Genomic DNA, 13,478 nt, shown 5'->3' on the forward strand with positions numbered 1-13,478 from the left:
CAGGTCGGCGCCCGGTTTCTCAGCTGGTTTTCGCCGTCCGTAGGATCTGCGGCGATGGTTTCCCCGCTTCTCGCCGACCTGTTCGAATCGCATCGAGCGCATCTGCTTTCGGTGGCCTATCGGCTCACCGGCAGCGTCGGCGACGCCGAGGACGCCGTGCAGGAGAGCTGGCTGCGGATGGCCGGTGTGCACCAGTCCGAGATCGAGGACCTGCGGGCCTGGCTCACGACCGTGGTCAGCCGGATCTGCCTGGATCACCTGCGCAGCGCGGCGGTGCGCCGGGAAACCTATGTGGGGCAGTGGCTGCCCGAGCCGATCGTCACCACGGCGAGCAGCACCCCGGATCCGCTGGACGTGGTGGTCCGGCATCAGGACAGCCGGCTGGCGGCGCTGGTGGTACTCGACGCGCTGACTCCGCAGCAGCGGGTCGCGCTGGTCTTGCACGACAGCCTGGACGTGCCGTTCGACGAGATCGCCGACATCCTCGGGGTATCGGCCGACGCCGCACGGCAATTGGCGGTGCGCGCCCGTAGGGCGGCGGCGAAGGCGCCGCAACCGGTCGCCGACGAGGTGCACGACGCGGCGGTGCGACGCTTCCTGGCGGCACTGGCCACCGGCGACGTCGAGGCGGTAGCGGCCACCCTGCATCCGGCCGCGACCTTCGTCGCCGATGCCGGCGGCACCACCAGGACGGCGCTCAATGTCGTTGCGGGAGCGGAGAAGATCGCGCGCCTCGCGCTCGGCCTGTGGCGCAAGCAGCAGGAGGAACCGGGTCTGGAGCTGGGCTTCGCCACGGTGAACGGGCAATCGGGCCTCGTGTTCACCGATCCGAACTCGCCGTTCGGTCGCCCCGTGCGGGTGCTCGGCTTCGCGGTGCGCGAGGGAAAAGTCTGGGCTGCCTACGATTTCGCCAATGTGGCGAAGCTGTCGGGCGCGCGGTCGCGTTGACCCCGCGTCGGACCGGACCCGCGCGATCCGGTCCGACGCGCCGAGTGTCTACGGGTAGGTGGACCCCCACTGATGGTCGCCGGTGGACGAACCGAGGTTCATGTCCCCGGTCGAGGAACCCATGTTGTTGTCCGGGGTCGCCGAGCCGGTGAAGTAGTCGACGATGGGGCTGCCCATCAGGTGATCGTGGATGAACCGCAGAGCCGAACCGGCAACCTCCGACGCAGCCGGGTCGACAATGAAATCGAGCAAGGGTGAGGCCATAAGGAGCCCCTTTCGATATGCCACCACGCTGTGGTGTGTGAGGTAGAACACGGCGAGGCTAGCTCAGCCTGGGTGATCGCACAATAGTGCAGGTCAACCCCGCAAAACGTTTGTGAAACATGCGTGTTCGCTATCGGTCGGCAACGGTGCCGAAAAGTGGGATACGCTGCGGAGATGTCGTCTGCGCCGCCCACTGTCTCCCGTTTGCGCCCGTTCGGATCGACCATCTTCGCCGAGATGACCGAACTGGCCCTCCGCCATGACGCGGTGAATTTGGGGCAGGGATTTCCGGATACCGACGGACCCGCGGGCATGCTCGAGGTCGCCAGGGCCGCCATCGCCGACGGGCTCAACCAGTACCCGCCGGGCCGCGGCATGCCGGTGCTGCGCCAGGCGATCGCCGACGACCGCGCCCGCCGCTACGGCACCGCCTACGACCCGGCTACCGAGGTACTGGTGACCGTCGGCGCCACCGAGGCGATCAGCGCCGCCGTGCTCGGCCTGGTCGAACCGGGGCAGGAGGTGGCGCTGATCGAGCCGTACTACGACTCCTACGCCGCCTCGGTCGCGCTGGCCGGTGCGCAGCGGCGCACCGCGCGCCTGGTCGCCGACGGTGATCGTTTCGTCCTCGACCTGGACAGCCTGCGCGCCGCGATCACCCCGAAAACCCGCATGCTGGTGATCAATTCACCGCACAACCCCACCGGAGCGGTGCTCGACCGCGCCGACCTCACCGCCATCGCGGAGCTGGCGCGCGAGCACGATCTGCTGGTGCTGGCCGACGAGGTGTACGAGCACCTGGTCTACGACGGCGTCGAGCACATCAGCATCTCCACGCTGCCGGGCATGCGCGAGCGCACGATCGTGGTGTCGAGCGCGGCGAAGACGTTCAATGTCACCGGCTGGAAGATCGGCTGGGTGTGCGCGCCGGCGCCGCTGCTCGACGGTGTGCTCGCGGCCAAGCAGTTCCTCACCTTCGTCGGCGGTGGACCGTTCCAGCCCGCGGTCGCGCACGCGATCAACGCCGAGATCGACTGGGTGCACGCCCTGCGCGACAGCCTGTCCGACAAGCGGCTTCGGCTCTCGGCCGCGTTGCGTGACACCGGGTTCGGCGTCGCGGCCAGTTCCGGCGGGTATTTCGTGTGTGCGGACATACGCCCGCTCGGCGCCGAGGACGGGATGGCGTTCTGCCGGGAACTGCCGGCCCGGCTCGGCGTCGCCGCGGTGCCGGTGAGTGTGTTCGCCGACCACGCCGACGACTGGAAACACCTGGTGCGCTTCACCTTCAGCAAGCGCGACGAGACCATCGACGAAGGCGTGCGCCGCCTGCGCGCGGGCATGGCGGTGCGCTGAGGGCGCGCTCAGTCGCGAGCGTGCCGGGCCAGCGGCGCGTGCCACTGGTAGTGGCGGGCCAGCAGGCGGAAGCCGATGGCGCCGACGGCGGCGAGCAGCCCGGTCCACGACCGGTACAGGTCGAAGTGCAGCAGGGTGGCCGTGGCGGCCGCGCCGAACAGGGCCGGGATCGCGTAGAGGTCCTGGTCGGGGCGCAGCACGCTGGGCACCTCGCCGCTGAGCACGTCGCGCAGGACACCGCCGCCGATGGCCGTCGTCATGCCGAGCAGCGCGGCGGTGGGCGCGCCCACCCCGGCCGAGTACGCGATGACCGTGCCGGTGACGCAGAACAGGCCGAGTCCGATCGCGTCGGCGATCTCGAGCGGCCCCTTGGTGAGCCGGCGCGAGGGCGCGATGAAGTACAGGACCAGCGCCGTCAGCAGCGACGCCGACAGGTAGGTCAGGTCGGTGAACGCGCCCGGCGGCGTGCGCCCGATGAGCAGGTCGCGCACGATGCCGCCGCCCAGCGCGGTGGCGGTGGCCAGGATCGCCATGCCGAACAGGTCGAGCCGCTTGCGCACGGCCACCAGCGCGCCCGATGCCGCGAACGAGACGACGCCCATCAGCTCGCCGCTGTGATGCACGGCGGTCAGCGCCGAATCCAGCTCCGTCGCCGACGGCCCGGCCGCGACCATCGCCACCAGCACCCCAACACTCACCACTCGCTCCTTCTCGCCTGCGCCACACAGCAGCGTGACACGGCGGGGTGCGGCGAGGGCGACCCGGCCACACGTGTCGCGTGCCCGTGGTCGCGCCGGCGAGCTCCGACAGCGCGTCGGGTCGTGCGGGGGTCAGGCCGGGGTCGGGCGGGCGCGGTCGGTGGCGAGCATGATCGCGATGCCGCCGAGCGCGGTGCCCATGAGGTACCGCTGGGTGCGCAGCCAGAGCGGGCGGGCGGTGAGGAACCCGGCCAGCCCGGCCGCGCCGAGCACGATCAGCGCGTTGACGGTGAGCGCGACGGTGATCTGGATCGCACCGAGCGACAGGCTCTGCAACCACAGCGCCCCGCGCTCGGGATCGACGAACTGCGGGATCAGCGCCATGTACATGATCGCGATCTTGGGATTGAGCAGATTGGTGACCAATCCCATGGTGAACAGTCGCCGGGCCGGGTCGACGGGCAGGTCGACCGGCGCGAAGACCGACACCCCACCCGGCCGCACCGCCTGCCAGGCCAGCCACAGCAGATAGCAGGCCCCGGCGAGCTTGAGCCCCAGGTAGAGCCCCGGAACCACCGCGAACACCGCCGTGATCCCGGCCGCCGCGGCCAGCAGATACACCCCGAACCCCGCCGCGACACCGGCCAGCGAGATCAACCCGGCGCGCCGGCCCTGCGCCACCGTCCGTGATACGAGATACATCATGTTCGGCCCCGGCGTGAGGACCATGCCGAGCGCCGCCGCACCAACCCCGAGTACCGCCGTAGTCTGAAGCACGCCCTGAGTCTGACCTGGTCAGCCGGGCCTTGTCGCGGTCCAGTCGACACCTGCTGGACCGCTCACCCACCGCTTCGCCCCAGGTCGTGTCGGCTCGGGTCCGTACAATCGACAAAGGCCGCCGAAGCGATCCGCCCGCGGCGGCGCCAACGTCAAACATCCAGGCCGAACGCACCCCGCACAGGGCGAGCTCGACGAGCCCGTTCGGGGCCGCCCCTCGGTTCAACGCTCGAAGCGCAGGCGCCGCAGGCGCGAGTCTCGAGCGTTGAACCGAGGGGTCACGAGGCCCCGAACCCGCGGCCCCGGCCGCCGAGGAGCACAGTGACCGACGGTCCGCTGATCGTGCAGAGCGACAAGACCCTGCTGCTCGAGGTCGACCACGAGCTGGCAGGCAACGCGCGGCAGGCCATCGCGCCGTTCGCGGAGCTCGAGCGCGCGCCCGAACACGTGCACACCTACCGGATCACGCCGCTGGCGTTGTGGAACGCCCGCGCGGCCGGTCACGACGCCGAGCAGGTCGTCGACGCGCTGGTGAACTTCTCGCGCTACGCGGTGCCGCAGCCGCTGCTGGTCGACATCGTCGACACGATGGGCCGCTACGGCAGGCTGCAGCTGGTCAAGCATCCGGCGCACGGGCTGTGCCTGGTGAGCCTGGACCGCGCGGTGCTCGAGGAAGTGCTGCGGCACAAGAAGATCGCGCCCATGCTCGGGGCCAGGATCGACGACGACACGGTGATCGTGCACCCCTCCGAGCGCGGTCACATCAAGCAGATGCTGCTCAAGATCGGCTGGCCCGCCGAGGATCTGGCCGGTTACGTCGACGGCGAGGCGCACGACATCGGCCTGGACTACACCGCGGGCAAGTGGCACCTGCGCGACTATCAGGAGATGGCCGCCGATTCGTTCTGGGCGGGCGGCTCCGGCGTGGTCGTGCTGCCGTGTGGCGCGGGCAAGACGATGGTCGGCGCGGCAGCCATGGCCAAGGCCAAGGCCACCACGTTGATCCTGGTCACCAATACCGTCGCGGGCAGGCAGTGGCGGCGTGAGCTACTGGCGCGCACCACGCTCACCGAGGACGAGATCGGCGAGTACTCCGGCGAGCGCAAGGAGATCCGCCCGGTCACCATCGCGACGTACCAGGTGATCACCCGCAAGACCAAGGGCGAGTACAAGCACCTGGAGCTGTTCGACAGCCGGGACTGGGGCCTGGTGATCTACGACGAGGTGCACCTGCTGCCCGCGCCGGTGTTCCGGATGACCGCCGACCTGCAATCGCGGCGCAGGCTCGGCCTGACGGCCACGCTGGTGCGTGAGGACGGCCGCGAGGGCGACGTCTTCTCGCTGATCGGTCCCAAGCGCTACGACGCGCCGTGGAAGGACATCGAGGCGCAGGGCTGGATCGCCCCCGCCGACTGTGTCGAGGTGCGGGTGACGCTCACCGACGCCGAACGGATGGCCTACGCCACCGCCGAGCCGGAAGAGCGCTACAAGCTGTGCTCCACCGCGCGCACCAAGATCCCGGTGGTGGAGTCCATCCTGGCCAAGTACAAGGACGCGCCGACGCTGGTGATCGGCGCGTACCTGGACCAGCTCGAGGAACTGGGCGTGGACCTGAACGCGCCGGTCATCACCGGCGCCACCAAGAACAAGGAGCGCGAGGCGCTCTTCGACGCGTTCCGGTCCGGCGAGGTGCCGGTGCTGGTGGTCAGCAAGGTCGCGAACTTCTCCATCGATCTGCCGGAAGCCTCGGTGGCGGTGCAGGTTTCGGGCACGTTCGGCTCGCGACAGGAGGAGGCGCAGCGCCTCGGCCGGCTGCTGCGGCCGAAACAGGATGGGGGACAGGCGCATTTCTATTCGGTGGTCGCCCGCGACACTCTCGACGCGGAGTACGCGGCCCATCGGCAGCGCTTCCTCGCCGAGCAGGGCTACGCCTACCGCATCACCGACGCCGACGATCTGCTCGGACCGCCCATCGGCGACGGCGCGTAGCGACGATCGCCCGGTCGGAACGCGGTACCGTGCGGTGAAGTCCTCGGCAGATAAGTGGAGGCAACTCCTCCGCAACTTGTGCTAGGAAGGAACCGTGCGCCGCTTCGAATTCGTGGTCGACCGTGAGCACGCTCACGCGGTCAACGAGACGTTCACCGGGTTACGCAGGTTGCGGGTGGTCGCCCTGCTGGTCGCCGGGCTCGCCGTCGCGGCCACGGCCGCCCTGCTGTGGAGCGGGCAGGCCTGGGGGTTTCTGCTCGCCGTCGTGTGCGTGCTGGTCGCGGCGATCGCGCTGTGGGTCGCGCTGTGGACCCCGCACCGCTCCAGTATCGAAAAGCTCTACCAGGACGGCGCATTGGTGCCGGCCGTGGTCACCGAGGCCGAGGACTCCGGCATCGTGCTGCTCGCCCTCGTCGACATCGCCGAGCCCGCCGCGCCGACGCGCAGCTGGGCGCTGATCACGCGCAAGGTGCGCGCGCTGCCCGGACACCTGCCCGAACCGGGGGAGCGCGTGCCCGCCGTGGCGGTGCGCACCGATCGCGCGCCGCGCCAGGTCGGCGAACGATGGCAGCTGGTCACGGCCATGCCGATCGCCTGGGGAACGCGTGATCGCCTGGTGATCGAGCGGGCCCGCGACGCCATCACCGAACGGGAATGGCGGTTGCTCGCCGAGAATCTGGCGCTGGCCGCGCGGGTGAAGCGGACCGCGACCAAACGGCTGCTGCTCGACCCGCAGCAGCTACCCGGCGACCTGGGCTGAGCGCGGGCTCGCACCGACCGCGCGTATTAGGACCTGCGCGGCGTGCCTGCGACGATGGAGGGTGTCCGCGGGATCCGAGCCGGAGCAGGCGAAAGGTGTCAGTCGAGGATGCGATGGTCGGCCGGAGTGTGCGCGGTGCTCGCCCTGCTGGCGCTGGGTGTGCGCCCGGTCGATGCCGACCCTGGCCTGATCGGCGCGCCGGGACTCGGTGATCCCTACTACCCGCTCGACGGCAACGGCGGCTACGACGTCGCTCACTACGACGTGGCGGTCGACTACGACCCGGCCACCTATGTCCTGCGCGGCACCGCGACCGTCGACGCCCGCGCGACTCAGCCGCTGGCCCAGTTCGATCTGGACTACCGCGGCCCCGAGGTGCTGATGGTGACGATCAACGGGCAGCCCGCGGGCTTCACCCACGACGGCGACCAGGAACTGGTCGTCACGCCGCTGCTGCCGCTGCCGCCCGGCCTGCCCATGCGCGTCGTCGTCGACTACGCCGGCCCGGTCGCCGACACCCAGGGCGAGGGCTGGACCTACGCGCCCAGCGGCGGCGCGTTCGCCGTCGGCCAGCCGCACAGCGCCGGCACCTGGTACCCGCTCAACGACACCCCGCTGGACAAGGCGACCTTCACGCTGCACGCCACGGTGCCCGCCGAGTGGGAGGTGATGTCGACCGGCGAGCGCACCCGGCACGAGGTCGTCGACGGCCGCCTGCACACCACCTGGGAGACGCGGCAACCCGTCATCGGCTACCTGACCACGATCGCCGTCGACCACTTCACCTTCCTCGAACAGCGCACCGCCGACGGCACGCCGGTGCTCAGCGCCTTCGCGCCGGAATCGGAGGGCAATCGCGACGACGAGCAGCGCCTGCCGGAGATCCTCGCCTTCCTCGAAAACCTCTACGGGCCCTACCCGTTCGACGTCGCCGGTGGCATCTACGTCGACGCCGTGATCCCGTTCTCGCTGGAAACCCAGACCCGGCCCACCTACGCGCCGTGGACCGACCTGAACACCGTCGTGCACGAACTGGCGCACCAGTGGTGGGGCGACACGATGTCGGTGCGGCAGTGGTCCGACATCTGTCTGAACGAGTGCTTCGCCAGCTACACCGCCGACTACCTGTGGCCGGAGCGGATCGACCACGCCGACGTCGACACCAAGTACCGCGAGAAGATCGCGAAATACCGTGATGATCCGGAGTTCTGGGAGGTCGCGCTCGCGAGTCCGGGCGCGGGCAACGAGTTCACCTCGGTCTACTATCGCGGCCCGCTGTTCCTGCACGCGCTGCGCAGACTGCTCGGCGAGGACGTGTTCTTCACCGCCATCCGCGATTTCGTGAACGCGCACCGCGACGGCAACGCCTCGATGCCGGAGTTCCGGGAGTTCCTGCAGAGCCGGACCTCGCTGCCGCTCGGTGAGTTCCTGGCCGAATGGCTGGACACGACCACGCCGCCGCGCGAGTCGTTCCTGTACCCGGGCACACTGGGCCGGTAGTCAGTCCTCGTCCAGGCGGGCTCGCGCGCGATCGGTCAGCCGCTGCATGCGCTCGAATTGGCTGCGCGCCGAAGTGAGTTCGCCCCTGGCCCGATGGTCGGCGGTCCGGGCGAAATGGCGCTGCTGCTCGGCGTGCTCGAGTTCGGCGCGCAGTTCGTCGATGCGGGCCTCGATCTCGTCGAGCGCGGCTTTCGCCCGCGCGGCGGCGGCTTCGGCCTCGTCGCGCGCGGAGCGAGCCGTGGCCAGCGCGGCCTCGGCGTCGTCGAGTTCCTGCCGCGCCTCGGCGCGGCGGGCGGCCTCGGCCTCCGCAGGCGACTTCCCGGTGCGCCGGGTCGCGCGTGTGGCCGGTGCGGCGGCCTTGCCGCCGGTGATCGCGACCAGCCCGGCCGGGCCGAAGCCGTCGTAGGTGACGGTGGCGGGCAGCACGCCGGCGCGGACCTGGTCGGCGACGCCGGGATCGGCCAGCGCGGCGGTCAGGGTCTGGCCGACCTCGCGCAGCACCTGCTCGCCGGCCGGGCGGTCGTGCTCGGCGGCCAGTTCGCCCGCCCGCTTGGTCATGGCGTTGACCACCTGCTGGCGCTGGGCGCCGAGGGCGCGCAGTTTGTCGCCGGAGAGCTGGCGCTGGGCCGAGCGCAGGGCGTCGCCGAGGTCGAGCAGGGCGGTGATCTCCTGCGGCGCGTGCCGGGCCAGCAGGTTGACCGTCCACGCCGCGACCGTCGGTTTGCGCAGCGCGGTGATGGCCTTGGCCAGCTCGCGGTCGCCGTCGGCACGGGCCTGGGCGGCCCGTTCGGTGCGGGTCGGCACGAAGTCGCCGGGGTCGAGGCCGTACAGCTCGCCTGCGACATCGTCGAGGGTCATCTTTGTGATGGTAGCCAGGGTTCGACGGGGCCGAGCGCGGGCGCGGCGGGCTTGGGTATCGTCACCGGCGGTCATGTTCGCCTGAACCGTTCGGTGAGTGAGGTTTTCAGTGTTGTTCCCAGGAAAGCGACTGCTGGCGCGGGTCGTGCTCGCCCCCGTGGCGACGGTCGCACTGGTCGGGGCGGTCGCCGCCTGTTCGTCGGACAGCGACTCGGCGGGCAGCTCGCTCGCCACGGGCTCGTGCGTCGAGGTCACCGACAACGCGGCCGACGCGATGGTCGGCAAGCTCGGTGACTGCTCGGCGACGACGTCGAACTACCGGATCGTGCAGGTCGGCACGGCCCCGCTGACCTGCGATGTCGCCGATGCCACCTTCAACGGCACGGTGGGCGACACCAAGACCGGTCTCTGCCTGGCCCCCAACTTCGCCCAGGGCAACTGCTACGCCGACGCGGGCAAGCGCCCCGCCGAAACCGTGGCCTGCACCGCCCCAGAGGCCACGTTCAAGGTCGTCAAGCGCATCGACGGCGTGGCCGACGAGCTCCAGTGCGGTGCCGACGCCACCCAGTTCCGCACGGTCTCCGACCCCAAGGCCACCTTCTGCATGGCCAAGCCCTGATATTGGAGCGCTGGCGCGCGCGACGGCCGACTGTGTCGGCCTGCCCCTCCTCGGGGTCGGGGCGTGTGTGATCGGGGCGGCCGTTTCCTGCGGTGTCAGTCGAGGAGGGCGACCGAGGCTATTCGGTGCAAAGTGAAGTGGCGGGTCGCGCCGGTGACGGGGTCGACGGCGTCCAGTTGGCCGTTGCCGACGCGGAGGGGCTCGACCACGCGCTGGCTGGCGACGCCCTGGGCGTCGACGTAACCGATGTTCACCGGGCGGCCGACCCTGGCGGCCAGCTGGAGCAGGGCCAGGGTCGCCGCGGTGCCGGTGCGGGTGCCGTCGGCGCGCACCGACTGTCCCGTGCGGGCGCCCGCGGCGCGTTCGCCCGCGCGGAGTTCGGTGACCAGCAGGGCGAGCTGTTCGTCGCTCGGCGGGTTCGGGCGGTAGGGCTTGCGGGCCAGCGGGCGGACCGCGATGCGGGCGCCGCGCGGGCGCAGGTCGACGATCGCGCCCGCGGAATCCTCACCGGCCGGGGCGAAACCGGCCGCGCGCAGCTGTTCGAGCAGCTCACCCAGCGGAGCCAGGGCGATGGCGACGGTCGGCGCGATCGCGCGCAGGGCCAGCGTGTCGGCCACCGGCGCGGCCAGGACCTGGGCGAGCAGCGCGGGATCGTCGCTGCGCAGGAACGACTGCGCCATGCCCGCCCGCAGCTGGCCGTGGCGGCGGGCGACGTCGTCGATGAGGTAGGTCAGCGACTGGGGGACCGGCGTGCGTGAGTGGTTGGCGAACAGCGCGTGCAGTTCGGCGGCGGTCATCCCCGCGTCGAGCGCGCGGCGCACCGAGGCGTCACCGACCCGGTAGACCGTGGCCGCGCCCGCCGACTCCACATCCGCGACGAGCGCGATCCGGCCGCGTAACTCGGGCACCAGGGGACCGGGCGCGATCACCGTCAGGTCGGCCTGCACGAGGACGTGATCGACCGGCTCCGGCAGCGCCGCGGCCATCTCCGCCTCGGCGTCGGCGACGCTGGTGTCCGCGCCGTGCAGCAGGGCCCTGGCGGCGGAATCGAGCGCGCCGCGGCCGAGCAGGCCGAGGGTGGCGGCCTCGGCCAGCGTCGCGGTCACCGCGTCGAGCCGGAAGTGCCTGCGCCTGCGCGGCATCCGCCAGGCCAGCAGCTTGCCGATATCGGTGGCGGTCAGCGCGGTGCCGCTGGGGTACTCGGCGAGCAGGCCGAGGACGGCGTGCCGGTCGCGCACCGCGTGCGGGATGCGCAGCTCCGCCGAGAGCGCGGCGATCGGCTTATCGGCGGCGTCGCGCAGGCCGATCATCCACGGCATCCGGTCCAGGTCCAGCCAGGCCTGCGCGAGCAGCACCCAGCGGGTCGCCGGCGGTGCGTCCAGCCAGGCGTCGGCCGCGGGGGTCGGGGCCCAGAAGTCGTCGGTGGAGTCGACTTCCGGCACCGGCTCCGGCAGTCCCTTCTCCACGAGCTTCGCGGCCGCCAGCAGTTCCAGCAGCAGCCCGGTGCGCTGCTCGTCGATGCCGGTCTGCTTGGCGAGGCGGCGCAACTCGCGCACGCCGAGACCACCGGCGCGCAGCGCGGGGGCGGGCAGGCGGCCCAGCGCGTCGAGCAGGTCGGCGCAATCGCGCAGCAGCTCACCGACTTCGCCCGCGCCGACCGCGTTCACCTCGGCGGGCGCGTGCTTGGTCAGCGTCGGCTTGGGCGGGGCGAGGGCGTGCGGGTCGGTGACCGGGTCGCCGCGCAGTACCTGGCCGACCGTCACCGGCAGCTCGACCGTCTCGTCGTCGATCCGGTGCAGCAGCCGGGCCGCCAGCAGCCGCGGTACCGGACGATCGGGGTCAGCGCCGGGTGCGGCGTCCCTGGTGCGGCCACGCGGCCCGGTGGTGGCCAGTTTCTCGAGCAGCGCCCGCTCGGCCGGGCCCGCCGCGGCGAGCGCGGCGGTGACTTCGGGCTCGGTCAGCGCGTCGGGCAGCGCCGTCGTCGCGCCGAGCGGCCAGGGGAGGGCTTCGGCGGCGCTCGGGGCCAGGTGCAGGCCGTCGTCGGTCTGCCAGACCAGCGCGCGGTCGAGCAGGCGGGTCAGCGCGGTGGTGAAAGCGGTCTTGGTGACCCGGTCCTTGAGCTGCGCGTGCAGGGTGGTCCGGGTGAGCGGGGTGACCTCGGTGCCGATCGTGCGGGCGTCCTCGTTGGCCGTGAGCGCTTCGATGATCGCGAACTCGAGGGTGTCGAGATCGTCGGCGGCGCGCAGCACCGAGGCCCGCTGCTGGGCACGCACCGCGAGCACCGACATCGACGCGGGCAGCGGTACCGCCAGATCGGGCCGCAACTGCAGCAGTTTCACCAGTTGGGAGTCGGTGCGCGCACCGAGCCAATCGGCGAGGGAGTCCGTCGCGATCATCCGATCCAGCCTACAGTTCTCGGCCGCCTCGCTCGGGACTGACCGAAGGCTGTGACGAAGGAGTGCCCGGAGGGAGGAAAGATCGCGGAAACAGGCCGAGAACCTGCGGCGCCAGCCGCGATTGAGCACCGTGGTGGGTATGCCAGAATGACCCCGTGGTGAACAAATCGAAGAAACCCTACGTCGACAACGGCTGGCCGCAGGTGGCCGACGGCGAACACGCCGTGACCGAACTGTCGTCGACCCGCGCCGGTAACCTCTCGCCCTTCGGTGAGGACACCGAGTTTCCCGTCCCGGCATCGAAGCTGCCGTACATCCACCCGCAGACGGTGATCAACCGGGTGTAGGTAGGACGGGAAAGACAAGAGCCCGCATCCCTAGGGATGCGGGCTCTAGTTGTCTGCGCGGGCGATCAGGAGGGCAGCAGGCCCTTGTTCGCCTCGAAGAAGTCGATCACGGCCGGGTCGAGCTGAGTGCCCTTGGCGGCGTTGAAGAAATCGAGCGCCTGCTGGGGCACGGCGACACCCTGCTGCTGCACGACGGAGAGGGCGCGATCGACGGCCTGGAAGACTTCCTGGCTCGGATCCTGCACCTGCGGAACGGTCACCTGCGGGGCCCAGCTCGGCGAGGAGGGCGCGATCCGCTCGGTCGGGCCGCTGCTCAGACCCAGCTGAGACGAGCAGGAGGGCCAAGCGCCCCAACCCTGAGAAGCGAGAACCTTTTCGGCGACCGCGATCTGCTGTTCGCGGGTGGCCTGGTTGGCCGTGGCGGCGTACTCGCCACCACCGTGCGCGTTCCAGGTGGAGGGCGAGAACTGCAGCCCACCCTGGTAGCCGTTGCCGGTGTTGATGCCCCAGTTGCCGCCGGCTTCACACTGCGCGAGGCGATCCCAGTCGGAGTCGGGGGCCGCGCTGGCGTTTCCGGCGAAAGCTGCACTGGCGGTGCCGATGATCGCGCCGGTGACGGCGACCTTGGCGACAGTGCGGCCGGTGGAAGTCGGCTTGCGGTGGCGTCCACTCATATCGGGTTTCTTCCTCTCGTGCGCACCTGCATGTGGCCCGGACTGAGAGGTCTCCCGGTCCGCCCTCACTCCTGATTCCAATCGGGGTCCGGTACCCGCGGGGTGAGGTTCGGTGCGGCGGGCCGGTGGTTCCGGGGGTTGCCCCGGCTGAGAGAAACGGTACGACGGACAGCGGGGAAAGTCACTATTTGGTAACCGGCGTGTACGGGTGGGTCTCGGGGTGGTCTCAGGGTGATCCCCGAGGCGTCCGCGCAGGTAGTCGCGGTGTCTGGTGTGCGCGACGGTTGCACGCTCA

13 protein-coding genes are annotated in these 13,478 nt (G+C 70.9%); 7 read left to right on the forward strand and 6 right to left on the reverse strand.

All coding sequences use genetic code 11. The features are described from left to right. Positions 1 to 54 precede the first annotated feature (54 nt). Complete coding sequence (gene sigJ / locus Q7X29_RS05770; RefSeq protein ID WP_316573464.1) at positions 55 to 948, forward strand: RNA polymerase sigma factor SigJ; 894 nt, start codon at positions 55 to 57, stop codon at positions 946 to 948. 48 nt (positions 949 to 996) lie between these two features. Here the strand turns inward: sigJ and Q7X29_RS05775 are convergent, their stop codons facing one another. Beyond that, positions 997 to 1,125: a hypothetical protein gene (locus tag Q7X29_RS05775; protein ID WP_316573465.1), complete on the reverse strand. Its 129-nt coding sequence runs from the start codon at positions 1,123 to 1,125 to the stop codon at positions 997 to 999. Between the two features lie 261 nt (positions 1,126 to 1,386). Between Q7X29_RS05775 and Q7X29_RS05780 the strand changes: the two genes are divergently transcribed. Next, the gene (locus Q7X29_RS05780; RefSeq protein WP_316573466.1) at positions 1,387 to 2,565 is read left to right on the forward strand and encodes a pyridoxal phosphate-dependent aminotransferase; all 1,179 of its coding nucleotides are present in this window, start codon (positions 1,387 to 1,389) and stop codon (positions 2,563 to 2,565) included. Between the two features lie 8 nt (positions 2,566 to 2,573). Here Q7X29_RS05780 and Q7X29_RS05785 read toward each other — a convergent pair whose 3' ends face one another. Then, positions 2,574 to 3,239, reverse strand: coding sequence for a trimeric intracellular cation channel family protein (locus Q7X29_RS05785; RefSeq protein WP_255587448.1), 666 nt, complete (start codon positions 3,237 to 3,239; stop codon positions 2,574 to 2,576). A 156-nt stretch (positions 3,240 to 3,395) separates the two neighbouring features. Then, a complete protein-coding gene (locus Q7X29_RS05790; protein ID WP_255587447.1) occupies positions 3,396 to 3,992 on the reverse strand; it encodes a LysE family translocator in 597 nt (198 codons plus the stop codon). 369 nt (positions 3,993 to 4,361) lie between these two features. Here Q7X29_RS05790 and Q7X29_RS05795 point away from each other — a divergent pair, with 369 nt between their 5' ends. From Q7X29_RS05795 to Q7X29_RS05805, 3 genes are all read left to right on the forward strand, one after another. After that, on the forward strand, positions 4,362 to 6,029 hold the full coding sequence (locus Q7X29_RS05795) for a DNA repair helicase XPB (RefSeq protein WP_316573467.1): 1,668 nt from the start codon (positions 4,362 to 4,364) through the stop codon (positions 6,027 to 6,029). Positions 6,030 to 6,123: 94 nt separating this feature from the next. Further along, complete coding sequence (locus Q7X29_RS05800) at positions 6,124 to 6,789, forward strand: DUF3239 domain-containing protein (protein WP_218717501.1); 666 nt, start codon at positions 6,124 to 6,126, stop codon at positions 6,787 to 6,789. Positions 6,790 to 6,897: 108 nt separating this feature from the next. Continuing rightward, entirely contained in the window at positions 6,898 to 8,289 is a 1,392-nt protein-coding gene (locus Q7X29_RS05805) for a M1 family metallopeptidase (protein ID WP_316573468.1), read from the forward strand. Here Q7X29_RS05805 and Q7X29_RS05810 read toward each other — a convergent pair whose 3' ends face one another. After that, the gene (locus Q7X29_RS05810; protein WP_316573469.1) at positions 8,290 to 9,147 is read right to left on the reverse strand and encodes a hypothetical protein; all 858 of its coding nucleotides are present in this window, start codon (positions 9,145 to 9,147) and stop codon (positions 8,290 to 8,292) included. It lies immediately after the preceding gene. A gap of 109 nt (positions 9,148 to 9,256) precedes the next feature. Here Q7X29_RS05810 and Q7X29_RS05815 point away from each other — a divergent pair, with 109 nt between their 5' ends. Beyond that, positions 9,257 to 9,766, forward strand: coding sequence for an LppU/SCO3897 family protein (locus tag Q7X29_RS05815; RefSeq protein WP_218716885.1), 510 nt, complete (start codon positions 9,257 to 9,259; stop codon positions 9,764 to 9,766). Between the two features lie 95 nt (positions 9,767 to 9,861). On the opposite strand, the gene Q7X29_RS05820 is transcribed toward Q7X29_RS05815, so the two are convergent. Beyond that, positions 9,862 to 12,162, reverse strand: coding sequence for a helicase-associated domain-containing protein (locus Q7X29_RS05820; RefSeq protein WP_316573470.1), 2,301 nt, complete (start codon positions 12,160 to 12,162; stop codon positions 9,862 to 9,864). A gap of 155 nt (positions 12,163 to 12,317) precedes the next feature. On the opposite strand from Q7X29_RS05820, the gene Q7X29_RS05825 reads away from it, so the two are divergent. After that, on the forward strand, positions 12,318 to 12,509 hold the full coding sequence (locus tag Q7X29_RS05825; RefSeq protein ID WP_218716887.1) for a hypothetical protein: 192 nt from the start codon (positions 12,318 to 12,320) through the stop codon (positions 12,507 to 12,509). 65 nt (positions 12,510 to 12,574) lie between these two features. Here Q7X29_RS05825 and Q7X29_RS05830 read toward each other — a convergent pair whose 3' ends face one another. Continuing rightward, positions 12,575 to 13,183: a resuscitation-promoting factor Rpf1 domain-containing protein gene (locus Q7X29_RS05830; protein ID WP_218716888.1), complete on the reverse strand. Its 609-nt coding sequence runs from the start codon at positions 13,181 to 13,183 to the stop codon at positions 12,575 to 12,577. Positions 13,184 to 13,478: the final 295 nt, after the last annotated feature.

The organism is Nocardia canadensis (assembly GCF_032656385.1).
GTDB classification, from domain to species: domain Bacteria; phylum Actinomycetota; class Actinomycetes; order Mycobacteriales; family Mycobacteriaceae; genus Nocardia; species Nocardia canadensis.

What these genes read in the sequence shown, in the direction of transcription:
- sigJ (WP_316573464.1), top strand. Translation starts at nt 55, where the DNA reads ATGGTTTCCCCGCTTCTCGCCGACCTGTTCGAATCGCATCGAGCGCAT.
- Q7X29_RS05775 (WP_316573465.1), bottom strand. Translation starts at nt 1,125, where the DNA reads ATGGGCAGCCCCATCGTCGACTACTTCACCGGCTCGGCGACCCCGGAC.
- Q7X29_RS05780 (WP_316573466.1), top strand. Translation starts at nt 1,387, where the DNA reads ATGTCGTCTGCGCCGCCCACTGTCTCCCGTTTGCGCCCGTTCGGATCG.
- Q7X29_RS05785 (WP_255587448.1), bottom strand. Translation starts at nt 3,239, where the DNA reads ATGGTCGCGGCCGGGCCGTCGGCGACGGAGCTGGATTCGGCGCTGACC.
- Q7X29_RS05790 (WP_255587447.1), bottom strand. Translation starts at nt 3,992, where the DNA reads ATGGTCCTCACGCCGGGGCCGAACATGATGTATCTCGTATCACGGACG.
- Q7X29_RS05805 (WP_316573468.1), top strand. Translation starts at nt 6,898, where the DNA reads ATGCGATGGTCGGCCGGAGTGTGCGCGGTGCTCGCCCTGCTGGCGCTG.
- Q7X29_RS05810 (WP_316573469.1), bottom strand. Translation starts at nt 9,147, where the DNA reads ATGACCCTCGACGATGTCGCAGGCGAGCTGTACGGCCTCGACCCCGGC.
- Q7X29_RS05820 (WP_316573470.1), bottom strand. Translation starts at nt 12,162, where the DNA reads ATGATCGCGACGGACTCCCTCGCCGATTGGCTCGGTGCGCGCACCGAC.
- Q7X29_RS05830 (WP_218716888.1), bottom strand. Translation starts at nt 13,183, where the DNA reads ATGAGTGGACGCCACCGCAAGCCGACTTCCACCGGCCGCACTGTCGCC.